General features: G+C 60.2%; 24 protein-coding genes. All 24 read right to left on the reverse strand.

The features are described 5' to 3' along the window. Positions 1-12 precede the first annotated feature (12 nt). Entirely contained in the window at positions 13-2,337 is a 2,325-nt protein-coding gene (locus DLM86_RS10185; protein ID WP_211326505.1) for a hypothetical protein, read from the reverse strand. Positions 2,338-2,662: 325 nt separating this feature from the next. After that, positions 2,663-3,469, reverse strand: a complete 807-nt coding sequence (gene trpA / locus DLM86_RS10190) for a tryptophan synthase subunit alpha (RefSeq protein ID WP_110839905.1) — start codon at positions 3,467-3,469, stop codon at positions 2,663-2,665. After that, positions 3,456-4,667 (reverse strand): tryptophan synthase subunit beta, encoded by a 1,212-nt coding sequence (trpB, locus tag DLM86_RS10195; protein WP_110839906.1) that lies wholly within the window; start codon positions 4,665-4,667, stop codon positions 3,456-3,458. Before trpB ends, trpA begins: the two co-directional genes overlap by 14 nt. After that, positions 4,645-5,337, reverse strand: a complete 693-nt coding sequence (locus DLM86_RS10200) for a phosphoribosylanthranilate isomerase (RefSeq protein ID WP_110839907.1) — start codon at positions 5,335-5,337, stop codon at positions 4,645-4,647. The genes trpB and DLM86_RS10200 overlap by 23 nt, the downstream gene beginning before the upstream one ends. A gap of 1 nt (position 5,338) precedes the next feature. Then, positions 5,339-6,142 carry an indole-3-glycerol phosphate synthase TrpC gene (gene trpC / locus DLM86_RS10205; protein ID WP_110839908.1) on the reverse strand — a complete coding sequence of 268 codons (804 nt, stop codon included), beginning with the start codon at positions 6,140-6,142 and terminating at the stop codon, positions 5,339-5,341. Further along, positions 6,129-7,172, reverse strand: a complete 1,044-nt coding sequence (trpD, locus tag DLM86_RS10210; RefSeq protein WP_110839909.1) for an anthranilate phosphoribosyltransferase — start codon at positions 7,170-7,172, stop codon at positions 6,129-6,131. Before trpD ends, trpC begins: the two co-directional genes overlap by 14 nt. A 50-nt stretch (positions 7,173-7,222) precedes the next feature. Further along, a complete protein-coding gene (gene trpE, locus DLM86_RS10215; protein WP_110839910.1) occupies positions 7,223-8,755 on the reverse strand; it encodes an anthranilate synthase component I in 1,533 nt (510 codons plus the stop codon). Between the two features lie 414 nt (positions 8,756-9,169). After that, on the reverse strand, positions 9,170-9,547 hold the full coding sequence (aroH, locus tag DLM86_RS10220; protein WP_110839911.1) for a chorismate mutase: 378 nt from the start codon (positions 9,545-9,547) through the stop codon (positions 9,170-9,172). Positions 9,548-9,553: 6 nt separating this feature from the next. Beyond that, on the reverse strand, positions 9,554-10,648 hold the full coding sequence (gene aroB, locus DLM86_RS10225) for a 3-dehydroquinate synthase (protein ID WP_110839912.1): 1,095 nt from the start codon (positions 10,646-10,648) through the stop codon (positions 9,554-9,556). A gap of 1 nt (position 10,649) precedes the next feature. Continuing rightward, positions 10,650-11,813 (reverse strand): chorismate synthase, encoded by a 1,164-nt coding sequence (aroC, locus tag DLM86_RS10230; protein WP_110839913.1) that lies wholly within the window; start codon positions 11,811-11,813, stop codon positions 10,650-10,652. 349 nt (positions 11,814-12,162) lie between these two features. Next, a complete protein-coding gene (locus tag DLM86_RS32345) occupies positions 12,163-12,324 on the reverse strand; it encodes a hypothetical protein (protein ID WP_170143705.1) in 162 nt (53 codons plus the stop codon). A 66-nt stretch (positions 12,325-12,390) separates the two neighbouring features. Then, positions 12,391-13,179 carry a CheR family methyltransferase gene (locus DLM86_RS10235; protein ID WP_110839914.1) on the reverse strand — a complete coding sequence of 263 codons (789 nt, stop codon included), beginning with the start codon at positions 13,177-13,179 and terminating at the stop codon, positions 12,391-12,393. Between the two features lie 176 nt (positions 13,180-13,355). Then, positions 13,356-13,799: a nucleoside-diphosphate kinase gene (ndk, locus tag DLM86_RS10240; RefSeq protein WP_110839915.1), complete on the reverse strand. Its 444-nt coding sequence runs from the start codon at positions 13,797-13,799 to the stop codon at positions 13,356-13,358. 94 nt (positions 13,800-13,893) lie between these two features. After that, positions 13,894-14,868, reverse strand: coding sequence for a polyprenyl synthetase family protein (locus DLM86_RS10245; protein WP_110839916.1), 975 nt, complete (start codon positions 14,866-14,868; stop codon positions 13,894-13,896). A 4-nt stretch (positions 14,869-14,872) separates the two neighbouring features. After that, complete coding sequence (locus DLM86_RS10250; RefSeq protein WP_110839917.1) at positions 14,873-15,724, reverse strand: menaquinone biosynthetic enzyme MqnA/MqnD family protein; 852 nt, start codon at positions 15,722-15,724, stop codon at positions 14,873-14,875. A gap of 1 nt (position 15,725) precedes the next feature. Continuing rightward, positions 15,726-16,331 (reverse strand): UbiX family flavin prenyltransferase, encoded by a 606-nt coding sequence (locus tag DLM86_RS10255; RefSeq protein ID WP_110839918.1) that lies wholly within the window; start codon positions 16,329-16,331, stop codon positions 15,726-15,728. Beyond that, positions 16,325-17,200 carry a UbiA-like polyprenyltransferase gene (locus DLM86_RS10260; protein ID WP_110839919.1) on the reverse strand — a complete coding sequence of 292 codons (876 nt, stop codon included), beginning with the start codon at positions 17,198-17,200 and terminating at the stop codon, positions 16,325-16,327. The genes DLM86_RS10255 and DLM86_RS10260 overlap by 7 nt, the downstream gene beginning before the upstream one ends. Next, positions 17,190-17,921, reverse strand: coding sequence for a demethylmenaquinone methyltransferase (locus DLM86_RS10265; protein ID WP_110840239.1), 732 nt, complete (start codon positions 17,919-17,921; stop codon positions 17,190-17,192). The genes DLM86_RS10260 and DLM86_RS10265 overlap by 11 nt, the downstream gene beginning before the upstream one ends. An 18-nt stretch (positions 17,922-17,939) precedes the next feature. Beyond that, positions 17,940-18,803, reverse strand: a complete 864-nt coding sequence (locus tag DLM86_RS10270; protein ID WP_110839920.1) for a heptaprenyl diphosphate synthase component 1 — start codon at positions 18,801-18,803, stop codon at positions 17,940-17,942. A 108-nt stretch (positions 18,804-18,911) separates the two neighbouring features. Next, entirely contained in the window at positions 18,912-19,445 is a 534-nt protein-coding gene (locus DLM86_RS10275) for a hypothetical protein (RefSeq protein WP_110839921.1), read from the reverse strand. Between the two features lie 91 nt (positions 19,446-19,536). Next, positions 19,537-19,770, reverse strand: coding sequence for a trp RNA-binding attenuation protein MtrB (gene mtrB / locus DLM86_RS10280; RefSeq protein WP_110839922.1), 234 nt, complete (start codon positions 19,768-19,770; stop codon positions 19,537-19,539). Positions 19,771-19,877: 107 nt separating this feature from the next. Continuing rightward, the gene (locus DLM86_RS10285; RefSeq protein WP_110839923.1) at positions 19,878-21,005 is read right to left on the reverse strand and encodes a Ger(x)C family spore germination protein; all 1,128 of its coding nucleotides are present in this window, start codon (positions 21,003-21,005) and stop codon (positions 19,878-19,880) included. Between the two features lie 26 nt (positions 21,006-21,031). Beyond that, positions 21,032-22,135, reverse strand: a complete 1,104-nt coding sequence (locus DLM86_RS10290) for a GerAB/ArcD/ProY family transporter (RefSeq protein WP_110839924.1) — start codon at positions 22,133-22,135, stop codon at positions 21,032-21,034. After that, positions 22,132-23,664, reverse strand: a complete 1,533-nt coding sequence (locus tag DLM86_RS10295) for a spore germination protein (RefSeq protein WP_110839925.1) — start codon at positions 23,662-23,664, stop codon at positions 22,132-22,134. Before DLM86_RS10295 ends, DLM86_RS10290 begins: the two co-directional genes overlap by 4 nt. Between the last annotated feature and the right edge of the window lie 95 nt (positions 23,665-23,759).

Here is a 23,759-nt window from a genome sequence, read left to right on the forward strand (position 1 = left end):
CCGTCCGCTCAATCAGATGACGATGTTGCCTTCGCTATGCTTGATCGTTACGTCCTCGGCGGGAAGCGACGAACGGTCGACGCCTTCCTCGATGATCGACGATAGGACCAAATAATTCGCGCCTCCGAACCCGCCGTTGGCGGCGACGTATTTGCCCCCCTTGAACCGGGAGCGGTACGCCCTCAGCTTATGGCTGCCGTTCTCGATATGGAAATGCGCCGTTTCGGCGTCCGCCGCAACGCTCGTCACGTCTCCGAACGTCCAATCGATGACGTTGCCGGCCGCCGTGCTTTTCAGAAACGCCTTCTCGCCGTTCGTCCCGCTGAACACCGCTCCCCCGTCGACCGTAATCGACTGGTTCGGCGTATTCGGCGCGTTGTTCACGTCGCCCGTCTTATCCCACGCGCCCGTAAACACGAATCCGCAGTTGATCAAGCCGCCGCCCTGCATGACGATCTCCCGCGTGCCGACCCGCACTTTCCCCGTCGTCGGCGACGATCCCTTGAACCAGGTGTTGATCAGCGTCAGCTTGTTGATGCTGCCCAGGTTGACGTCCTCGACGTTCGTGAACTCGCTGTTTACAATCGTCAGCTCCCCGTTGCTCGGCGTATAACCGACCGCCGTCGTCCCGGTCCGGATCGGACGCGCGATCTCGTAGCCGTTCAGCATGCCGAACGAGCAGCTGTCGATGATGTTCCGCCGCTTCGCGCGCGACGACCCTTTGCTGATCGTGATCATTTCCTGCGCCGTACAGCCTCTCATCTGCAGCCCGTCCATATTGACCCAGATCGAGCCCGAGTTCGCCATCTTCGCTCCCGGCTTCGTATACGTCACGACCGCATGGCAGTCTTCCAGCGTCAGATCGGTCAATCGCTTGTTCGCCACGATCCGCGATGCGATATGCTTTTTCACCGTAATCCGCTTCGCGCTGTCCCCCCAGGTCGTGCCGCTGTTCGCGAACGACAGCAGGCCGGAATTGCCGATATACGTCAAGTCGTGCTCGAATTGGCCGTGCGTAACGAACGGGCCGTATTCGTCTCCGTCACCGTGGCAGTTCTCGACCATGCAGTACGCCGCGCACGTAAAATCGTTCAGGTGGCGGGCGTTGCTCGTGTTGCAATCTTTGACGTGCCCGTACAGCACGTTGATTTGCTGCGTCAAGTACCCCGTTCCGCCCCAGTCGCGTTCCTCCGGATTCATCAGCTGGCACCGCTCCGTCAAGAAATGCGTATTGTACCGGCGCATGACGACCGGCCAGAACACCTTCGTCGCGTTAATGCCCGTCGCGTCGCATTCCACCGCGTATTCGAACGCCACCGGGTTCGATCCGATCATGTCCCAGTCCGGCGTCGGACGCGTGCTCGTTCCGTTGACCGGCACCGGCACGCCGACGAAGCTCATGTTCCGGACGTGACAGCGGAACGCCGGCTCGATCTTCGTATACGTCACCATGCGGCCCGCCGCCAGCTGCCAGCCGGACTTGTAGTTGAACCGCACGTGCGTCCCGTCGAACACCTCCGTCACCTTTACCAAGTAGTCGAGCTCCCGCTGCGCGCCGCCGCCCGGGTTGTTTTTGATTTGCGCATGCCACCAGCTGCCGATCTCGAATACAGACGAATCGCTTACCTCGAAAATGTCCGAATATTCCTCCACGTTCGCCGACAGCGTCACCGCCTGCACGACGCCCGTCTTCGTCCCTTGGAAAAACAGCACGGCGCCGAACGGGTTGTCGATCGTATTGCGCTCGATGCCTTCCGTCGTGACGGTATGGCCGAGAAAATCGACTTCGATGTCGCTGCGATGAAAGACGTGTCGCTTCGTAAAGTTCAAATCCGAATGCGCCTCGACCCGACGGATCGACGGATCGCCCACGAGCGCGTCGAGCGCCGCGTCCGCCGGCTGGGCCGGACCGAACAGGCCGAACCAGCGGAAATCCCCCACTCCGTTATGGACGACTTCGTACCGGCCGGCGGAACCGCCCGCGGCGTGCACCGTCCCGCCGTTGTCCGGCTTCGTGCTGGCCGCGTTCCAGCGGACGAGCTTGCCGCCTCCGTCGCCGATAGCGTTGTATCCGCTTACAAATATATGCTGCCCGTCCGCCAGCTTCGATGCGTTCAGGGAGAGCAGCTCGCCGACGTTGGCCACTTGCATCACTTCGCCCGCCTTGTTCGGATTGACATTCGATTCGGCCGCCCAAGCCAGCTTGGACGATAGCGCGGAGCCGGCCAGCGCCGCGCCGCCGATGCCCAACGTGCGAAGCACGTTTCTTCTGCTCATCGATTCCTTGTTTGCGCTTTCAGGTTTGTCCGTTTTGCTTTTTTCGTTTTCGCGGTCCATCGGATCACGGCTCCTTCGTTAGGTTGGATAAGAGAAGCTACTGCGGTCGATTAACGTCTGGCGCCCCTTTCTGATTTAAACCTGATTTGATTATCACGATGAAATTGTATGATTTTGCCCCGTTTCAGGTTTAAATCTAGTTTGTTTTTTATTATATCCTCCTTTCGGAAAAGCCGTCAACGACGCATTGCGAAAATTCGCCACCTGTACGGTCCATTTTGAAACGCGTATTTTTTAACCGAATGGGCAGGACGCCAAAAAGGCCACCCCGCGGTCACATCCGGACCGTCGGGATAGCCCCCTGCACATACGTTATGATTTGCCGTTACCCTCGCAGCTGGCGGACGAACTCCCGCACCTGCACCAAACCGTCCGAGCGCGACGATTCCGACAGCAGGAGCGGCGTCGCCTCCTCGATTTTGCGCACGATCGCGCTGCCGACGACGACGCCGTCGCACGATTGAGAGAAATGCTTGAACTGCTCGCCGGTCGAAATGCCGAAGCCGATCGCGATCGGCAATTCGGTCGAACGGCGTACCGTCGCGAGAAAATCGTCGATGCCGGCGAAAAAGTCGGAACGCATCCCGGTTACGCCGAGCGAAGAAACGCAGTAGATGAAGCCGGACGCCGTCGAGACGATTTTCGCGATCCGGTCCTCGGACGTCGGCGCGACGAGCGGGATGAGATGAACGTTGAACCGATCGGATAAGTCCTTGACCGGACCGTTCTCCTCGAACGGCAAATCCGGGATGATGACGCCGCTGATGTCGTGCTCGACGAGCAGCTCGAAAAAAGTCTCCAGTCCGATGCGAAGCACCGGATTGTAATACGTGAACAGGATGAACGGCAGGTTGACGTTATGCTCGCGCGCCTGCTTGGCGATCTTCATGCAGTCGAGAATCGTGATCCGATGCTGCAAGGCGCGCTCGGACGCCCGCTGGATGACCGGGCCGTCGGCCAGCGGATCGGAGTACGGAACCCCGAGCTCGACGATGTCGGCACCGGCCAGCTCCAGCTCGCGGAGCAGTGACAGCGAAACGTCGGGAGTCGGATCGCCCATCGTAATGTACGGGATGAGCGCGGTGCGCCCTTGCGCTTTCAGCTCGGCGAATTTCGCGTCAATGCGATTCATGCGCGCCACCTCCCAAGTAGCTCATGATCGATTCGACGTCTTTGTCGCCGCGTCCGGACAAGCTGACGACGATGATTTGATCCTTGCCCATCGTCGGCGCCACTTTGAGCGTATGCGCGACCGCGTGCGAGCTTTCGAGAGCGGCGATGATGCCTTCCGTCCGGCTGAGCAGTTGCAGCGCGTCGAGCGCTTCCTTGTCCGTGATCGGCACGTATTCGGCGCGTCCGCTGTCCTTCAAGTACGAATGCTCCGGTCCGATGCCCGGATAGTCGAGTCCCGCCGAAATCGAATGCGCCGGCATCACTTGGCCGTACTCGTCCTGCAGCACGTAGCTGAGCGAGCCTTGGAAGACGCCCGGGCTTCCCTTCGTCATCGTGGCGGCATGCTCCTCCGTATCGACGCCTCGTCCGGCCGCTTCAACGCCGATGAGCCGAACGTTCTCGTCGTCCACGAACGGGTAGAAAATGCCCATCGCGTTGCTTCCGCCGCCGACGCAGGCGATGACCGCATCGGGAAGACGCCCTTCCTTCTCGACAATTTGCGCGCGCGCCTCGTCGCCGATAATGCGCTGGAAGTCGCGAACCATCATCGGATACGGATGCGGTCCCGTTACCGACCCGAGAATATAAAACGTGTCGTGCACGTTGCTCACCCAGTAGCGGAGCGTTTCGTTGCAAGCGTCCTTGAGCGTCCGCGTCCCCGACATGACCGGCACGACCTCGGCGCCGAGCAGGTTCATCCGGAATACGTTCAGCTGCTGGCGCTTCGTGTCCTCCTCGCCCATGAACACTTTGCACTCCATCCCGAGCAGGGCGGCGATCGTGGCCGTGGCGACGCCGTGCTGGCCGGCTCCCGTCTCGGCGATCACTTTCTTCTTGCCCATCCGCTTGGCCAGCACCGCTTGTCCGATCGTGTTGTTGATTTTGTGCGCGCCCGTATGGTTCAGATCTTCGCGTTTCAAATAAATTTTCGCCCCGCCGAGGTGCTCCGTCAGCCGCTCGGCGTAATAAAGCCGAGACGGTCTTCCGGCATATTCGTTCAGCAGCGTCCGCACCTCGCTAATGAAGTCCGGGTCCTGCGAATAGCGGCGATACGCTTCGTCGAGCTCGATCAGCGCGTTCATTAATGTTTCCGGCACGTAGCGGCCCCCGAAGGTGCCGAACCGTCCGTGTTCGTCAGGCACTTGCATGCGACTCATGACGTTTCACCCTTTCGACAAAAGCTGTTATTTTCCCGACGTCCTTCGTCCCGTCCGTCTCCACCCCGCTCGATACGTCGACGCCGTCCGGCCCGTACGCTTCGATCAGCGAAGCGATGTTGTCCGGATTCAGCCCGCCCGCCACGAGCAGCGGGATGCCTTGGCGCCGCGCCCAAGCCTGGTAAGCCGGAATCCGGCTCCAATCGAACGCGACGCCCGTACCGCCGCCCGCCGTGTCCAGCAGCATGCCGTCGATGCGGCCCGCATACGGCTCCAGCGCAAGCGCGGCTTCCGCTTCGGCGTCGCCCCCGGACGAGCCGTCGCCCGTCACCGAAAATACGCGGTAGACGCGCACCCCGAACGCTTCCTTCACCCGGCGGCAAAAGTCGGGCGATTCCGAGCCGTGCAGCTGCACGATATCGAGCGGCGCGTCCCGCAGCGTCTCCTCGAGCTGCTCCAAGGTCGGGTTCACGAAAACGCCGACCGTAAAGGGAACCGCCTGTCCTCTCTCCCGCCGTTCGCGAACGAGCCGCGTCAGCTCGCCCGCCTGCTTCGGCGTCACCTGCCGCTTGCTTTTGGCGAAGAGGAAGCCGATATGGTCGATCGGCAGGTGGAGGATGGCGGACAGCGTCTCCGCGTCCTTCAATCCGCATATTTTGACCGTCGTCATCTTACTTCGCACCCCTCGCGGGCAGCGGGCCCATCAGCTCGTTCACCGCGTTCTCGATGACGGGCTTGCGCATGAACGTCTCGCCGACGAGCACGGCGCGCGCGCCGATCGATTCCAGGTACCCGATCTCGTCCGCCGTCGAGATCCCGCTCTCGCTGACGACCGTAATGCCGGCCGGAATATGGCGGATAAGCTCCTCCGTCGTCTTCAAATCGGTGACGAACGTGTGCAGGTTCCGGTTGTTGATGCCGATCAGCGTCGTGCCGAGCGTAAGCGCCCGCTCCAATTCGTCCCGGTCGTGCACTTCCACGAGAACGTCGAGCCCCAAATCGCGGGCCGTGGCGATATGGTCGCGCATCTCCGACGTCGTGAGAATGGCGGCGATCAGCAAAATCGCGTCCGCTCCAATCAAGCGGGCCTCGACGATTTGCCGGGCGTCGATCGTGAAATCTTTGCGCAAAATCGGCACGTTCACCGCTTGCCGCACCGCGCTCAAATAATCGTTGGCGCCCTGGAAATAGTCGACGTCCGTCAAAACCGAGATGCAATCCGTCCCGGCCGCTTCGTACGAGCGGGCGATGGCGACCGGATCGAAATCGGCGCGGATCAGTCCCTTCGACGGAGACGCCTTCTTCACTTCCGCGATCAACCCCATGCTCCGCTTGCGCTCCTGCGCGATCGCCCGCTCGAAGCCGAGACACGGGGGCAGCCCGGCGATCCGCTTCTCCGCCTCCGCCAGCGGCAATGCCGCCTTCAACCGTTCGACTTCCGTCCGTTTCGTCGCTACGATTTTATCTAGAAACATGGCTGAATTCTCCCGTTACGCGAACTAGCTGCTCCAGCTTCTCCGCCGCCTTGCCGGAGTCGATGACCGCTGCCGCTAATTTTACACCTTCCTGAAGCGTGGAGCAACGTCCCGTTACATAAAAGCACGCTCCCGCATTCGCCAGCACGATATCCCGGCAAGCGCCGGATGCGCCTCCGTAGACGGCGCGGATGATGTCCGCGTTCGTCTTGGCGTCGCCGCCGACGACGTCGCTCATCGGATACGCGCGCAGGCCGAGATCGTCCGGCGACAGGTCGAACGTCCGGATCGAGCCGTCCTTCAGCTCCGTCGCTTTCGTCGGCGCGGAGATGCTGATTTCGTCCAGCCCGTCGTAGCTCGCCACGACGAGTCCGCGCTTGATGCCGAGCGAGCCGAGCACCTCGGCGATCAGCTCCGTCCGGTTCCGGTCGAAAATGCCGAGCAGCTGGCGGTCGGCCCCGGCCGGATTCGTCAGCGGGCCGAGCAGGTTGAACACGGTGCGGATGCCGATCTCCCGGCGCGGGACGGCGGCGTGCTTCATCGACGGATGGTGCGCCTGGGCGAACATGAAGCAGATGCCGATCTTCTCGAGACAAGCCGACGCTTCGTCCGCGCTCAGCCCGATATGGACGCCGAGCGCCTCGAGCACGTCGGCGCTGCCGCTCTTGCTCGACATCGCCCGGTTGCCGTGCTTCGCCACGCGAATGCCGCCCGCCGCGGCGACGATCGCCGACGCCGTCGAGATATTGAACGTGTCGGCGCCGTCCCCTCCGGTACCGCACGTGTCGAGCAGATTGGCGCGCTCCGCCCGGACCGCGTTCGCCTTCCCGCGCATCGTCTCGGCGAAGCCGCCGATTTCGTCGGCCGTCTCGCCCTTCATCCGCAGCGCCGTCACGAGGCTGCCGATTTGCGCGGGCGTCGCCTCGCCCTCCATGATGACGTCCATCGCCGCCTTCGCCTCGTCGCGGGTCAAGTGCGCGCCGCCGACGACTTTGGCGATCGCCTGTTGAATCGTCATGCCGTTTGCCATCGTCCGTTCCCCTCCCGATTGCTGTTTCGCGCTTCGTCCGGTCGTCCGACTCAGTAATAATCCTGATTTGTCACGACCGGCTCCTTCGATTGGCCGAATATCGCCTCCGCCATGCGGACCGACTTCAGCATCCCCATCGCCTTGTTGACCGTTTCCTTGTACTCCATCTCCGGGACGGAATCCCACACGATCCCCGCCCCCGCCTGCACGTACGCGCGGCCGTGCTTGAAGATGAGCGTGCGGATCGTAATGCACGTGTTCAGGTTGCCGGAAAAGCCGAGGTACCCGATCGCTCCCGCGTAAGCGCCGCGCGCCTCGCGTTCGAGCTCGGCGATAATTTCCATCGCCCGCAGCTTCGGCGCTCCGGATACCGTGCCGGCCGGCAGGCACGAGACGAACGCGTCGAAGAAATCCTTGTCCTCCCGCAGCTTGCCGGAGACGTTCGAGACGATGTGCATGACGTGCGAATACCGTTCGATTTCCATGAACATGTCGCACTTCACGGAGCCGAATTCGGCGACACGGCCGATGTCGTTGCGCCCCAGGTCGACGAGCATGAGATGCTCCGCCCGCTCCTTCTCGTCGGCGAGCAGCTCCTTCTCGAGCGCCGCGTCCTCCTCCGCCGTCTTCCCTCTCGGCCGCGTGCCCGCGATCGGCCGGGTTTCGACACGGCCGCCGTCCACCTTGACGAGCGCTTCGGGCGACGTGCCGACGATAACCTCGTCGTCCATTTTCAAGTAGTACATGTAGGGCGACGGATTCATCGTGCGCAGGACGCGATAGACGTACAGCGGCGATATGTCGGTTTCGATATGGAACCGCTGCGACAGCACCACCTGGAAAATGTCGCCGGCACGGATATACTCCTTCGCCTTCTCGACGTTGCCGATGTACTGCTCCTTCGTCAGGTTGGAGTGCACCTCGCCGAGCTCCACGTCGGCGGGAATCGGATTTTGCCTCGTCCGCTGCGGCACCGGCTGCTGCATCCGCTCGATCGTGGCGTCGATCTTGGCGCACGTTTTCTCGTACGCCTCGGCGATTTGCGCGTCGGTCGCGTGCTTCTCGATGTGGACGTTGCCGATCACCTTCACCTGCTGCTTGAAATGGTCGAACACAATGACCTGATCGCAGAACATGAATTCGATATCGCTCATGTTCATATCGTCATGGCGGTGAGCCGGCAGCTTCTCGTAATGCTGCAGCAGATCGTAGCCGAAAAATCCGATCGCCCCGCCCGTAAACGGCGGAAAGTCCGGCAGCGCGGGGCTCGAGTAGCTGCGCAGCAGCCCTTTCAGCGTTTCGAGCGGCTTGTCGTCGACCGTCCGGCGGACGCCGTTCAGCTCGATTTCCATTTGCCCGTGCTTGCCCTTCACCATCAGAAACGGGTCGGTGCCGATGAACGAATATCTCGCCCATTTCGCGCCGCCCTCGACGCTTTCCAGCAGAAACGCGCGCGCATCGTTATAGAAATGCTGGAATACGCGGATCGGCGTCTCCGTATCGGCCAGCAAATGGCGCACGACCGGGATCAGGTTGTAGGTGCGGGCGAGGCGAATCACTTCTTTCAGTTCGGGCGTATACATCGTCATCTCTCCTCCGTAGATGGACTCGGGCAATAAAAAAACCTCTACCGAAGTAGAGGTTCGTCGTTTGCGGTTTGCAGTGATGCATCGAACATTCGTGCAAAAGCATACATAAAAATGCGGCGCATGCGTAAAAAAGACGCAACAACCGAATTGATATGGGCTCTTCACGACTCCGCTCCACTCTGCTCTCCGAACTCCAAGCTCGCTCTACTCGTCTCTCCGCTCCGGCTTCTACGCCTTCGCGCTCATCCGGTCGCTCCCGACCGGCTTTCCTATACTATACCAGAGCGCGGAAGCCGGAGTCAACCTCCAAATAAAGAAGCTCCGTTCGGCGCAGCGGCGCTTCCCGGAACCCTCTTCCTACCGAATCTCGATAAAGTAGGCGATATCATGCCATAAACGAAAGCTTCGTTACGCCCGGCTCGTCTCGGACAAGTCCGGACGCAGCTTCTTCGCGTCGTTCAAGTAGACGTGGTGAATTTCGTGCTGCGCCTTCTCCGTATTGACCGACACCATGAGCCGGATGCATCTCGGCAAGCCGCCCGGCACCGGAATTTCGAGCGCGCACATGAGCGGCACGAGCTCCCAGCCCGGCATTTGCCGGATCGCCTTCGCCGGAAACGCCGCGTCCAAATCTTGCGTCACGGTGACGAAGACGTGCGCGATATCTTCCGGCTTCACGTTGTTCTCGGCCACGATCGCCCCGAGCATCTCGATCGTCGCGTTCAGGATTTCCGCTTCTTCATTGCGCTCCACCGTGATGGCTCCGCGTATTCCCCTTACGACCATGTCGGCTCAAGCCTCCCCTTTCAATCGATCCACGATTTCCCTAACCCATTCGGACGGAACGTTCGGATTGATCTCCACCTGCCCGATCGCCGTCGGGACGATGAACACCATTTTGCCTTCCTTGAACTTCTTGTCGTGCATCATGGCGGACATGATCGCATCCGTATCGAAATGGGCGGGGATGCGTACGGGCAGCCCGAACTGCCGCAATATGCGCTCCGTCTCCTCCGCGATCGAAGGCGGATTGCCGAGCTTGGCCGACAGCAGCGCCGCGCCGACCATGCCGATGGCGATCGCTTCGCCGTGATGCAGCTCGTCGTAGCCGGCGACCGCTTCGAGCGCGTGCCCGATCGTGTGCCCCAGATTGAGGACGGCGCGCAGGCCGCCTTCCTTCTCGTCCGCGGAGACGACCTTCGCCTTCACGCCGCAGCCGATATAAAGCGCGTGCTCCAGCGCGGCCGAATCGAGCGCGAGCAGCCTGCTTGCGTTCGCGTCGCACCATTCGACGAACTCGCGGTCCATGATGAAGCCTTCCTTGACAAGCTCCGACAGCCCTTCGCGGACGACCCGGTCCGGCAGCGACTTCAGCGTCGCGATGTCGTACAGGACGAATTCCGGCTGATGGAACGCGCCGATGACGTTTTTGGCGAGCCGGTGGTTGACCGCCACCTTGCCGCCGACGCTGCTGTCGTGCGCGAGAATCGTCGTCGGAATTTGCACGAAGCGGACGCCGCGCATGTAGCTGGCGGCGACGAAGCCGGCCAAGTCGCCCACGACGCCTCCGCCGAGCGCGATAACGGCCGAATTGCGGTCGAGGCCGGCTTCCAGCGCAACCGTGATGATCTCTTCCATCACCGACAGCGACTTCGACTTCTCGCCGGGCGCGACGACGGCGTTCGCGACCCGATAGCCGTCCGCTTCGAGCAGCTCCGTCACCTTCGTCAAGTAATGCTTCGCGACGTTCTCGTCCGTAACGACAAGCAGGGGCGATTTGACGCCGATGCCGTGCTTCGCGAGCGTTGCCGCCAAACCGTCCAAAATGCCTTCGCCGATATAGATCGGATACGATCGCTCCCCGAGATCGACTTTCAGCTCTCGCATATTAATACCGCCCCACTTGAGCGAGGTAATTGTCGTAGTTGGCGCGAATTTCCTCCATCGAATCGCCGCCGAACTTCTCCATGAACGCTCGCGCCACTTCCCAAGCGACGACGTTCTCCATAATGACGCCGGCCGCCGGCACCGCGCACGTATCGGACCGCTCCACCTGGGCGGAGAACGCCTCCTTCGTGTCGATATCCACGCTCGCGAGCGGCTTATACAGCGTCGAGATCGGCTTCATGACGCCCCGGACGACGATCGGCTCGCCCGTCGTCATGCCGCCCTCGAAGCCGCCCGCGCGGTTCGAGCCGCGTCGGAAGCCGTGTCCTTCCTCATATAAAATCTCGTCATGCACCTTCGAGCCCCTGCGCTCGGCCGCCTCGAAGCCGATGCCGAATTCGACGCCCTTGAACGCCTGAATCGACACGACCGCCTGCGCGATCCGCCCGTCCAGCTTGCGGTCCCATTGCACATGGCTGCCGAGGCCGACCGGCACGCCTTCGACGATAACTTCGACGATGCCGCCGAGCGTATCGCCGTCCGCCTTCGCCTGGTCGATCGCGGCGATCATGAGCGCCTCCGCTTCCTTGTCGACGACGCGGACCGGCGACTCCTCCGTAATGCGGATCAAGTCGTCGATCGGCAGCTCCTGGCGCTTCGCCACGATTTCGCCGATGCGGATCACTTGGCCTGCGATCTTGATCCCGAACTGGGCCAAAAACTGGCGGGCGATCGCGCCGACCGCGACGCGAACCGTCGTTTCCCGCGCGCTCGAGCGCTCGAGAATGTTGCGCAGGTCGCGCTGGTTGTATTTCAGACCGCCGTTCAAATCGGCGTGACCCGGACGCGGCCGGTTGACGCGGCGCTTGCCCTCGCTGCCTTCCTCGACGTCCTCGATGCTCATGACGGTCGTCCAAGCTTTCCAATCTTTGTTCTCCACCACGAGCGCGACCGGGGCGCCTGTCGTCTTCCCGTGGCGAACTCCGCCGACGAGCTGCGCCGTATCCTTCTCGATCTGCATCCGCTTGCCGCGGCCGTGGCCCTTCTGGCGGCGCGCCAGCTGCTCGTTGATCGGTTCGCCGGTAAGCGGCAAATTGCTCGGCAGCCCTTCGACGATCGCCGTCAGCTGCGGGCCGTGCGTTTCTCCTGCTGTCAAATATCTCATGAACGGTTGTCCCCTTTCGTCCCATCCCATACATCGCAAGCGCCGATTCACGCTTTAGCGCTTTTATGTACCGAATTTCCTTTGCTAATTATAGTATAGACCCCCGGGTTTGACAAGAAAATGAACGGCCGTATCGATCGCTCATCCGCGCCGCGGCGCGCTTTCGCCCCCGTGCGGGACGTTGCTTTCTTCTATTGTAACGAGGCGAATCGGATAAATGAAATCGTATTTTTCAAGGATTGCCATAGAAACAATCTATATCATCGGAAAAATTGTGGAAATTCGAGAGGGAGAGGAGGGCGAAATAACATACAAAAAAGCCCGTCCCCCGAGGGACGAGCTTCCTAAATCATCCGTTCACCGACCGCGGAACGATCCGCGAAGGCTCCGACGGCTTCTGATCGTTCATCATGCCCATCACCTGCATCGAATCGATGCCGAGAATTTGCGCGCACTCCTGGATTGTGATAAATCCGCGCCGGTATGCCGTAATGACCTTTCGTTTATCCATTCGGGAAAGTACCTCCAACATTTCGGATGGCCGTACATCCCTTAGTATAGGAATATATGGAAGCGGTTATACATGAGCGGCCCGTTTTCGATAGATGAACGTGTCGGCCGGCTCGAATTCGTACTGCCCCGGCGAGAAAATTTGCTCCGTGCTGCCGACGAACAGCAGCCCGCCCGGCTTCAGCGCGCGGCTGAATTTGTGATACAGCTGATGCTTCGCTTCCTCGGTAAAATAAATCATGACGTTGCGGCAGACGATCAGATCGAACTGCGTGTCGAACGGGTCGTTCAACAAGTTTTGCTTCGAGAAGCGGACATGTTTTTTGAGCGAATCGACGACCGAGAACGTCATCTCTTTTTGCGTAAAATATTTTTTGACGTAAGCGGGCGGCACGTCGCGCAGCGAGCGGTCCGGGTAGACGGCCCGCCGCGCCTTCTCGAGCGCGCCTTCGTCGATGTCGGTCGCGAACAGCTGGGACGACTCGAGCAAGCCGAGCTCGGCCAAAATCATCGCCAGCGTATACGGCTCTTCGCCGGTCGAGCAGGCGGCGCTCCATACTTTGAGCCGGCGCGAGGCGCGGGCCAGCTCCGGAAGGAAGCGGCTCTCCAATAGCTCCCACCGGTTCGGGTTGCGCCAAAACTCGGACACGTTGATCGTCATCCGGTCCAAAAATTCGTAGTACAGCTCCTTGTCTTTCGCCATCGCGTCGAAAAACGCGGTGAACGACGAATACCCTTTTTTCGTATACAGCGTCGTCAGGCGCCGTTTCATTTGCGCTTCCTTATATTGCGCCAAGTCGATCGCCGAATAGTCTTTCACCTTTTTGACGAACGCCAAAAAATCTTTGTCCTCCACCCGAGTCACTCCCCAAGTCGCATTCCCCGGCAGCGGGCGGGACACGTACGAACAAGCCGTCGTCCCGTTCCGTCTTCAGGATAGTCGGGACAAAAAAATAATCCCGTATGCTCTTTATTTCCATGCATACGGGACATTTTCCTTCTTGGGAAGCGAGGATTTTGTCGAATGATCGATCAAATCCATTGCTGGACCGTTTTCGTATAGTCAAGCAGCTCGTGCGGCTCGAAAAAAATGTTGATTTCGCGCACCGCATTTTCCGGGGAGTCGGAGCCGTGGATGATGTTGCGGTTCGTATGGACGGCGAAATCGCCGCGGATCGTACCGGGCTGGGCTTCGAGCGTATTCGTCTTGCCCATCATGATGCGCGACAGCGCGATGACTTGATCGCCCTGCCAAACCATCGCGAATACCGGACCGGACGTGATGAAGTTCATCAGATCGTCGTAATACGGGCGACCGTGGTGCTCCGCGTAATGCGCGGCCGCTTTTTCCTTGGATACCATCATCAGCTTGCTCGCGATCAACGTAAACCCTTTGCGCTCGAAGCGGCGCACCACCTCGCCGATCAATCCGCGCTGGACGCCGTCCGGCTTGATCATCAGAAACGTTCTCTCCATGCTATCCCCTCCGCTTGATCAAAATGTATCAACCATTGTCGACCGATCGCGTCGTTTCCATACGCCGCGGACGGGCGGCTCGCGCCGACGGACGTCAATACGAACGGTCGCCTAAAAAATGCGCGATCTGGATCAAATCCCGCTTCGCGCGAATGTCCGGCAGTCCGGACAGCGCCGCGATCGCCCGGTCGATATACCGCGACGACAGCCTGTCCGCCGCCTCGATGTACGGCCCGTTCCGGATGATCCGGAGAAACGGCGAAACGTCCGTCTGCCCGTCGACGAGCCGGATGCGCTCGATTTCCGCGAGCAGCTCGTCCCGGACGAGCGGATCCCGCAGCGCGTACAGGACGGGCAGCGTCAAGTTGCCCTGGCGGATATCGCTGCCCGGCGGCTTGCCGAGCTCCTTCTCCGTCCCCGTCAAATCGAGAATGTCGTCGCGAATTTGGAACGCCATCCCGGCGTTGTAGCCGAAGGCGTACAGTCTGTCGCAGATGTCCTCCGGCGCTTCGGCCGCGACGGCGCCGAGCTGGCAGCTGATCGCGATGAGCAGCGCCGTCTTCCGCTTGATGCGTAGCAAGTAATGGCGCAGCGTCTGATCGGTCCGGAAAAAAAAGCGGACCTGCTCCATCTCGCCGATGCTCAACTCCACCAGCGCATTGGACAAAATTTGATGAATGCGCGGGTCGGACAGCTGCGTCGCCACCATCAACGCTTTCGCGAATATATAGTCGCCCGTATACATGGCGATCCGGTTGTCCCACTTCGACTTGACGGTCAGCTGCCCGCGGCGCATGTCGGCGTCGTCGATGACGTCGTCGTGGACGAGCGACGCCATGTGGATCAGCTCGAGCGGCACCGCGATATGCTTGATGCGCTGCAGGTCGTAACGGCCGAATTGGGCGGCGAGCAGCACGAACACCGGCCGAATGCGCTTCCCCCCCGCCTTCAGCAGATGCAGCGACGTCTCCTCCAGCATCGCGTGGTCGGTATGTATGCTTTCCTCGAGCTCCCGCTCGACGAAAGCGATATCTTTTCTCATTCGGGCATAAATGTCCAATAGTTTCATTCGGTCACCTGGTTACGGAATTGTCGGCCCACATATGAAGCGGGGCCGGTTCGGGCAGCAGTCCCATTTCCTCCGCGTAACGGAAATACAAGCTGAGCCCTCTGCGCTGATCGGGACCGAAGTCGTGGCTCAAGTTGCGGAAGTAGCCGCGCCAATACGCCTCCGTGCCTCCGATGACGCCCTGCGCCTTCCGGACGATCGGGTCCGGATCGCGCAAGCCGGCCGCCTTGCTCTCGAGAAACGCCTCGTGCACGGCCGCCACCAGCTCGGGATAAGCGCGGATCGTCTCCTTGCGGACGGCCCATACGGCGAACGTCATCCACTCGCCGGTATAACGCTGCCACAAGCCGCCCATGTCGGACACCTCGTACGGATGCTCCCGCCAGCTGGCGCGTATGGCATCGTCCCCGATCAACAGCGCCGCGTCCGCGTGTTTCATCATTGTATCCAAAGACGGAGCGGCGTACACGTAGTTCGGCGTCACGCCGACGAACTTGCCGAGCACGATTTTCAGCAAATTGACCGTCGTCGCCGACGTCGTCGGCAGCATGACCGTGGCGCCGTCCAGCTCCGAGAGCGGTTTTTTGTGAAACAGCAGCAGCGAATTGACGTTGCCGTAGGCGCTGACGGACAGTTCCGGATACAGCTCGTACCGATCGTGCGATTCCGCGTACGCGAACGAGGAAATCGCTCCCATGTCGACCTCTCCGGCCAGCATCGCCTTGTTCAGTCCGGTCGGCACCTGCTCGATCCATTCGAGCCGGGAGCCGAACCGTTCGTGCGGAAAATGATGGTAGATCGGCCACACGTTCGTATAATGGATTTTCCCGATGCGTATCCGCGAATCCTGCTGCATGTCAAGCATCTCCCCATCGTCGAAACAATTCGTTATCGATTCCCATGTAGTCCAACACTTTGCCAACCATGAAGTCTACCAGCTCGTCCATCGTCTGCGGCTTTTGGTAGTAAGCCGGCATGGCGGGGACGATGCCGACGCCGAGCTTCGCGAGCTTCAGCATGTTCTCGAGATGGATGGCGTGAAGCGGCGTCTCCCGCGGAACGAGAATAAGCTTGCGTCGCTCCTTCAGCATGACGTCGGCCGCCCGCTCGAGCAAGTTGCCGGAAGCGCCGTGCGCGATGCCGGACAGCGTACCCATGCTGCACGGCACGATCGCCATGCCGGCGGTGCGGAACGACCCGCTCGCGATCGCGGCGCCGATGTCGTTGATCGGATAATAACGCGGCTTCGTCTCGAACCGGGCGAACCGCTCCTCGATCGTCCTCTGACGATGCGCGGCGTCCCAGCCGAGCTCCTCGTGCAGCACGCGCCAGCCGGCGTCCGTCACGACGAGGTGGACGGGCAGCCTGCGCGCGAGCAGCTCCTCGCACAGCCGGACGCCGTAAACGGCGCCGCTCGCTCCGGTGAGCCCGACGACCCAGCCCGCGCTCCCGCTCGTCACCATACGTAACGCACCACCAGATCGATGAATGTGAAACAAAACACAACCACGCTCAAAACGCCGTTCATCGTGAAGAACGCCGTGTTCAAGCGGGACAAGTCGTTCGGCGACACGATGATATGCTCATAAAACATAATGGCGTACGCGACGATGAGACCGGCGAAGTACCACCAGCTCAGATCGGTAAGGAGAAACAGGCTCATGAGGCCGATCGCCGTCATGACGTGAAAAAGCCGGGCCAACAGCAAAGCCCGTCCGATGCCGAACCGGCTCGGGATCGAATGCAGCCCTTCCTTGCGGTCGTAGTCGGCGTCCTGGCACGCGTATATAACGTCGAAGCCGGCCGTCCAAAACGCCACGCTGACGTAAAGCACGAGCGAAGTCGTATCGACGGTTCCGGTAATCGCCACCCAGCCGCCGAGCGGCGCCAACGCGATCGTAAGACCGAGGATGAGGTGACACGTCCACGTGAACCGTTTCGTGTACGAATAAAAGACGGTCATAAAGACGGCGATCGGCAGCAGCTTCATCGCGAGCGGGCTCAGGTTGGCCGTCGCCACGAAGAGCAGCACGAACGAGATAATGATAAATAAGAGCACTTCGCCCGCCGACAGCAGCCCCGCCGGGATAGCCCGGTTGGCGGTGCGCGGGTTTTTCAGGTCGATCGCCTTGTCGATCAGCCTGTTGAGCCCCATGGCCGCGCTGCGCGCTCCGACCATGGCGACCACGATCCAGCCGATTTGCCCCCAAGTGGGCAGCTCGCCGAACCGGACGACCGAGCCGAGCAGCGCGCCCATGAAAGCGAACGGCAGCGCGAATATCGTATGCTCGAACTTGATCATTTCCAAAAAGATTTTGGCCTTACTCCACATCGCGCGTCTCCCCCTGCTGTCCTTTGGAACCGATATGCAGCGCGGCGACGCCGCCCGCAAACGTGTGTACGCGAACGTCCGTCAGCCCGACATCGCGGAAGATGGCGGCCAATTGCCGATGGTCCGGAAAATGAACGAGCGACTCGGGGAGCCACTTGTACTGCTCGTACCGTTTGGCGACGAATTTGCCGATCAACGGCAAAATGCGTTGAAAATAAAAATAAAAAATCGATTTGAACGGCTGCCAAGTCGGCTTCGACATTTCCAACGATACGACCAGCCCCCCGGGCTTGACGACGCGCCGCATTTCCTGCAGCACCTTCACCAGGTCCGGCACGTTGCGCAGCGCGAAGCCGATCGTGGCGTAGTCGAACGTATCGTCGTCGAACGGCAGCTCCATCGCGTTGCCGTGCACGAGCCGAATTTGCTTGTCCATGCCGAGCTTGGCGACTTTGCGTTCGCCGAACTCCAGCATGTTGCGGCTGAAATCGAGCCCGACCACTTCGCCCGTCCGGCTCGCCTCCGCCAGCGCGATCGTCCAATCGCACGTGCCGCAGGCGACGTCCAACGCCTTCGCGCCGGGCTTGACGGCCATCTGGCGCATCGTGAACTGCCGCCACGCCTTATGCCGGCGGAAGCTGATCAGATCGTTCATCACGTCGTACTTATGCGCGATGCTCTCGAATACGGAGTGCACGAACCGTTCTTTGCTCGTCTTCATTTCCACTTACGGTTCACCTCACACTTCTTCCAACGCCCTCGGGGCGCTTATCGCGCGCAGGAACGGCTCCCCGATCTGGTACAGCTCGGCCACCAGCTTCTCGGAGTCGAACTGGCGGATCTTGTCCGACAGCGTCTTGAACTGCGACTCGAGCATTTGGAACAGCGTCGCCTTGACGTTGTATTTATGAAGCAGCGCGCGCAGCTTGCCGGGATCCGTATCCTCGTTCTGCAGCTGGCGGCGCTCTTCCTTCGTACCGATTTGCAGCAAATGCCAAAACGCCCATCCGGAGCGAAAATCGCGATCCCGCTCGATGCGGCGCAGTTCGTCCAGCAGCACTTCGCAGCGCGTATATCCGTTGAGCATATCGTCCCAGCTGTTCGGCTTCATGCCTTCGAGCGCCCGGGAGAACGACAGATACAGCTGCGTCTTGATGCTGACGGAATATTGCATGTAATCGTCCGCGGTCATCTTCCATTGGCGCATCCGCGTATACAGGTTCATCTTCAGCCGGTTCACTTCGCAAATCGCCGTCGCCATCTGGCGGGTCATCTCCACTTGTCCGGCCTGCGCGAGCAAATGGTAAAACCGGCTGCTGAAATAGTCGCCGGCCAGCACCTTCAGCTGCCGCGACCGGGCCTCCGCCTTTTCCTTCCGTTCGTTCGTCACCGATACGAGATCATGCGTATCGAGGCCGAGCTGGGCGAGCGATACGACGAGGGCGAACAGCTCGCTCTGCTCGATGAAGGTCGAGCTTTTATGCAGAAACGTATACAAAAGCTGGGTGCGGAAATTGGGGAAGTCCGGAAGCTCGGTATGATTCCGGATCATATCATAGTCGGTATAAGGTTTTGCCGCCTCCGCAATCGAGTTACTGTTCATACATGCCTCCGTACCGCCGACAAGCGTCAATGTGCGTTAGTCCGATTAAAATCTAAACCATTATATCATAACCGGAACTCCCGCGCACATTTCTATTGTACATCTTCGTTAACGATGCCGGTCAAGCCACTTGTGGGTATAAGTTAGGCTAAAATGTGAACTCAAGAAATGCTCTTTCGAACTTTTCCGCTCGTCGACCCCTGCCGCGGAGCCCGAGAGATCGGTCCGCTTCGCGTCCATCGCGAGCAGCAGCTGCGTACCCGACGCCGCTCCTTCCGGCGTCTCCAAGACGCGGACGAGCAGCTGTCCGACGTTTTTCGTGCCGGAAAATCCGAGCCGGGCCAGTTCGTACAAATCGTCGTAGATCGATTCGGGCGGCGCGCCGCCCGGCTTCGCCTTCAAGTCGACGGACAAGATCGAATCGTTCCATTCCACGTGCGCGATATCGAGATGGAGGACGGGCCGGACGAGCACGTCGACCAGATTGCGGTCGGTCAATGTGACGGCCGTATCGGCGCGAAAGACGGGCGCGTCCGTCCCGCCCGGCCGCAGCGAGCCGTCCAGCTTCGGCACGAGCGACAGCGCCGAGGCGATTCCGACGGAGACTAGCGAGGCGATCATCAACCGGTACCACGATTTCACGACCAATCCCTCCCGAGGCAGCTCTTACCTCATTGTACAAAACAAAAAGGCAAGCTATGCCTGCCTTTTCGCGTCCAAGGAACCGGAATCGTCATTCGTCCGTGTCGACGGTGCCGTATCGCGTCATGACGGTCGCTTTGCCGCGAATTTTGACCGCGGACGTATGCTCCGTGAATTGGGCGATCATCACTTCGCCTTTGTCGAGCTTCTCCGTATGGTGAAACCGCGTATCGTGACCGCGGGTCAGCCCGATGACGTGAACGCCGTTCTCCTTCGCTTTGATGACGAAATAATCGCCCTGAACCGTGCCGTTTTCCGTGGCCATTCCTGTTCATCCTCTCCCGATCCCGCTCCCGCGCGGGTATGTAAACCGTTTGATCCTAATGATGCGGGAAAAAGGGACGGTTGTCAAATGGGGCGGGACACGCCGCCTCATTCCATGATGCCGTCGCCGACGATGGAGACGACGGGCGTCACGCGGATGTCCGCTTCGGCGAACGTTTCGCTCCAACGGTCCTCCACCTTCTTCCACTCGCGGTACTGATACGCTCTCGCGTACAGACCGAGACCGATCGGATCGACCCGATTCGTCTGCAGCTTCCGGACCAAGCTCGCAAATTGCTTGCCAAGCTCGTCCCGCACCATGGTCTCGAGCGACTTGGCGTTTTTTTTGATTTCGAAACGAAACATTCGTTCCGAAACGGCGACGTTCATATCCAGCCGGATATCGAAGACGAACCTGCCTTCCCGTACGGACGTTCGGACGCGCACCTTCCCTTTTTTGACGAAAAAGCTGACCCGGTTTTTCATCAGCCGCTCGTTCGGCGTATCGACCGGGATCGGCAGCGTAAGCGACATTTCATGCTGCAGCCCGCGCCGCAGCAATTGCAGCAAAGTCGATTCCTGGATGCCTAGAGAGGTAACGTACCGGCCGCGGTCGTCGAGCAAAGCCGTCCCTTTTACTTCGATCTCCCGGCGTTTGACCATCTCGGTGACGGAAGCCGTCATCCCTTTATCGTGCATTTGCCGGTGGAACTCCTGCAGCGTCGTCTTCACCGTAATGTTGCGCCGGCTCGCCGTATCGGTCAGCTTGACGAGATGGAGCGACAAGCGCGGCTTGTTCTCGGGGTAATACCCGATAATATCCGATACTTTGCCGTCGACGGCGATCACTCTCGCGTTCACCGTCATCTTCGCGTCACGGTACATGACGTCGAGCATTTGAAACCAATCCGGATGCTGCAGCACCCGTTTGCCGATCAGCACCTCCTGAATTTTGCCGCCCTTCGTCAACGCCGTCACCATCGCGTCGAACCGGCCGCGGGCTTGGCGGATCGTCGTCGATTTCACGCCGAACTCTTCCGTTTTGCGCTTCGCCTCCTTGCTGAATACCGGGCTTGACATGTAGACGATCGGCTCGTCATGCTCATCCAGGTCGATCCCCATCATGAGCGCGATCGTAATGTCTTCGAGCTCCGTCCGATCGTAGCAGCCCGCCGTCGCCGCTACAATCGTCGCGAGCGCGGCGGCTAGCCGGACCCATCGTTTGACCGTCTGCATGACCGCTCTCCTTTCCGACGGCCCGTTCAAGCCGTCTCTCCACCCGGTCCGCTCCTTCGGAATAGCCCGAATATTACCCAAAGGAGCACCGGCAAGCCGTAGGCGACGATGATGCCGACGATGGACCACAGGTTCTGCATGGCGACCAGATGGGTGAATTGAGGGAAGTAAAACCAGGATACCGCAATCGCGACGACGATCGTGAAGGCCAGATGCAGACTGTGGTCCTCGCGCCCCGTCAGCTGGCTCGTGCAGAACGCCGCGAACAGAAGCAGCGGCAGCCAAGTCGTCGAGAAGATGAACAGATAGAACGCCAAAAAGACGATGTCGAACCGTTCCAAAAAGCGAAACTCGATCACTTTCAGCAAGCTGAGCGTCGGCCACGTATATTCCGTAATTTCGTCCGGGCTGAAAAACAAGTTGCAGACGACCGTCACAAACACGAAGACGAGCATCGACAGCGTGTTGGCGATCACGATACCGACTCCGGCACGCTCCTTGCGGTTGAGAAAGGGATATAGAAAAAAACTCAATTCAAAGCCGAGAAACGACAAAACCGTCGATCGGGCCGTTACGAAGACGCGCAGCCACCCTTCCTTCAGGACGGGCAGCATGTGCAGCCAATGGGCGTTCGGCAGCGTGGCGAGCAGGACGAACGGCGAACCCGCCGCCAGAAAAAAAACGAGCTCCGAGTATCGTCCCAATATCCGGACGCCGCTGCGGGCGATGATGTAGCCCGGGATGAAAAACAGGATGAGAATGACGGAAGGCGGCGTTTGCGATAAAATCCATACGCGCGTAATCGAAATGGCCGTCGCGATGGTCGTCGTAAAGCCGAGAATCAAGTACAGCGCCATGACGATCGTCATCGCTTTGCCCGCGATTTTGCCGAACCGGTTCGTCACGAGATCGAGCAGCGTGCCGTCCGGATGCCGCTTCATTACGTTGACGATGGTCAGGCTGGCGGCTACGGCGATCCCCCACCCAATCAAGATCGAGATCCACCCGTCCGTCCCCGCCTTTTCCGCCAAGTCGCGCGGCATCGTCAATACGCCGATCCCTACTTGGATTCCATGGATGATCAGGATATACTGCATGAGCGTAATTTCGTTGAAGCCGTACTTTTTCATCGGGAACCGCCTCCCGGTTCGTAGGAGCCGCTTCTGTCCCGCTGCTTCGCCCTCGTCTCGGCCGGACGGCGCTTCATCTGCCAGAGGGGCAGCCGGATGAGCATATCTTTCCAATCCGCGAGCCGGACGGGCGCGAACGGGCTGCCGTAAGGGGTACCGAGCGATTCGAGCGCGATCAGATGGCCGATCAACGTCATTAAGCCGACCGCGATGCCGACAATGCCGAACATCGAGGCGACGATCATCATCGGGAAGCGGAGCAGTCGAATCGCCGAAGCCATGTCGTAGCTCGGCAAAATGAACGAAGCGATGGCGGTCGAAGCGACGATGATGACCATCATGTTGCTGACGATGCCCGCCTGTACGGCCGCTTGGCCGATAACGATGCCGCCGACGATGCCGACCGTCTGCCCGATCGGCGTCGGCAGCCGGATGCCGGCTTCGCGCAGCATCTCCAGCGTAATTTCCATGACGAGCGCTTCGATGATCGGCGGGAACGGCACCCGTTCCCGCGATTCGCCGAGCGAAATGAGCAGGTCGAGCGGAATGATCTCGTAATTGAACGAGATGACCGCGATGTAGACGGCGGGCAGCATAATCGCCACGATGAAGCCGAGGAAACGAAGCAGCCGCAAAAACGAAGCGATCAGCCAGCGCGTGCCGTAGTCGTCGACGCTTTGAAAAAACGAGCTGAACGTAACCGGACCGATCAGCACGCTCGGCGAGCGGTCGACTATCATGGCGATCCGGCCCTGCAGCAGGTGCGAGGAGGCGGCGTCCGGACGCTCGGTCGAGATGAACTGCGGGAACGGGGAGTACGGGTTGTCCTCGATATATTCCGCCAGCTCGCCGGAGCTCAAGATGGCGTCCACGTCGATGCCGCCGATGCGGGTTTCCAGCTCGCGCAGCACTTCGGCGTTGACGACGTCGGCGACGTACAGGATCGACACCTTCGCTCTTCCGCGCAGACCGACGTTCATTTCCTTGATTTTCAGCTCGCGGTTCGGGATGTAGCGGCGGATGAGCGCCACGTTCTGGCTCCCCGTCTCTACGAACCCTTGGTGGGCGCCCTTCAGCGACGCCTCCAGCTGCGGATCCTCAATCGCCCGCTGCGGCCACCCTTGCGTGCAAATCAAATAAGCTTCGCGCATCCCGTCGACGAACAAGACGCTGTATCCGTCGAACAAGGCGGCTTCGATCGCGGGCCAGTCCCGCCGTTTCGTGATCGGGCCTGCCGTAACGGGCAGCTCGCCGGACTCCTTTGTTTCTTCGAGGAGCGGCGTCATGACGTTGTCGTTGACCGATTTTTTGTCGACGAGCCCTTCCATGTAGACGAGCGCCGCCTGCTTTCCGGTTTTGCGGATGACGAGACGGCGTACGATCAGATCGGGCGTCATGCTGAACAAGGCGAGCAAATCCGCCAAATTGTCGTTCAAGCGCCGGCCGAGCGGCGACCGCATGATCGCCTTTTCCTCCCGCACCGTCGGTACCGATGCCGATCCTCGAAGCCATTGGAGCCATTTGTTCATGCGCGTCTCCCGTCCCTATCGTAATCTTCCTGAAATTAGGGTGAAGATCGGGGCCGTACTCTATGCGGAGCCGGCGCTTCCATATCGTTCCTGCC

This window comes from Paenibacillus flagellatus, assembly GCF_003217775.1.
GTDB lineage: Bacteria > Bacillota > Bacilli > Paenibacillales > NBRC-103111 > Paenibacillus_AB > Paenibacillus_AB flagellatus.

Bases quoted from the DNA above. Each gene is read 5' to 3' on its own strand.
- DLM86_RS10185 (WP_211326505.1), bottom strand. From the start codon at position 2,337: ATGGACCGCGAAAACGAAAAAAGCAAAACGGACAAACCTGAAAGCGCA.
- trpA (WP_110839905.1), bottom strand. From the start codon at position 3,469: ATGAATCGCATTGACGCGAAATTCGCCGAGCTGAAAGCGCAAGGGCGC.
- trpB (WP_110839906.1), bottom strand. From the start codon at position 4,667: ATGAGTCGCATGCAAGTGCCTGACGAACACGGACGGTTCGGCACCTTC.
- DLM86_RS10200 (WP_110839907.1), bottom strand. From the start codon at position 5,337: ATGACGACGGTCAAAATATGCGGATTGAAGGACGCGGAGACGCTGTCC.
- trpC (WP_110839908.1), bottom strand. From the start codon at position 6,142: ATGTTTCTAGATAAAATCGTAGCGACGAAACGGACGGAAGTCGAACGG.
- trpD (WP_110839909.1), bottom strand. From the start codon at position 7,172: ATGGCAAACGGCATGACGATTCAACAGGCGATCGCCAAAGTCGTCGGC.
- trpE (WP_110839910.1), bottom strand. From the start codon at position 8,755: ATGTATACGCCCGAACTGAAAGAAGTGATTCGCCTCGCCCGCACCTAC.
- aroH (WP_110839911.1), bottom strand. From the start codon at position 9,547: ATGGTCGTAAGGGGAATACGCGGAGCCATCACGGTGGAGCGCAATGAA.
- aroB (WP_110839912.1), bottom strand. From the start codon at position 10,648: ATGCGAGAGCTGAAAGTCGATCTCGGGGAGCGATCGTATCCGATCTAT.
- aroC (WP_110839913.1), bottom strand. From the start codon at position 11,813: ATGAGATATTTGACAGCAGGAGAAACGCACGGCCCGCAGCTGACGGCG.
- DLM86_RS32345 (WP_170143705.1), bottom strand. From the start codon at position 12,324: ATGGATAAACGAAAGGTCATTACGGCATACCGGCGCGGATTTATCACA.
- ndk (WP_110839915.1), bottom strand. From the start codon at position 13,799: ATGGAGAGAACGTTTCTGATGATCAAGCCGGACGGCGTCCAGCGCGGA.
- DLM86_RS10245 (WP_110839916.1), bottom strand. From the start codon at position 14,868: ATGAAACTATTGGACATTTATGCCCGAATGAGAAAAGATATCGCTTTC.
- DLM86_RS10250 (WP_110839917.1), bottom strand. From the start codon at position 15,724: ATGCAGCAGGATTCGCGGATACGCATCGGGAAAATCCATTATACGAAC.
- DLM86_RS10255 (WP_110839918.1), bottom strand. From the start codon at position 16,331: ATGGTGACGAGCGGGAGCGCGGGCTGGGTCGTCGGGCTCACCGGAGCG.
- DLM86_RS10260 (WP_110839919.1), bottom strand. From the start codon at position 17,200: ATGTGGAGTAAGGCCAAAATCTTTTTGGAAATGATCAAGTTCGAGCAT.
- DLM86_RS10265 (WP_110840239.1), bottom strand. From the start codon at position 17,921: ATGAAGACGAGCAAAGAACGGTTCGTGCACTCCGTATTCGAGAGCATC.
- DLM86_RS10270 (WP_110839920.1), bottom strand. From the start codon at position 18,803: ATGAACAGTAACTCGATTGCGGAGGCGGCAAAACCTTATACCGACTAT.
- mtrB (WP_110839922.1), bottom strand. From the start codon at position 19,770: ATGGCCACGGAAAACGGCACGGTTCAGGGCGATTATTTCGTCATCAAA.
- DLM86_RS10285 (WP_110839923.1), bottom strand. From the start codon at position 21,005: ATGCAGACGGTCAAACGATGGGTCCGGCTAGCCGCCGCGCTCGCGACG.
- DLM86_RS10290 (WP_110839924.1), bottom strand. From the start codon at position 22,135: ATGAAAAAGTACGGCTTCAACGAAATTACGCTCATGCAGTATATCCTG.
- DLM86_RS10295 (WP_110839925.1), bottom strand. From the start codon at position 23,664: ATGAACAAATGGCTCCAATGGCTTCGAGGATCGGCATCGGTACCGACG.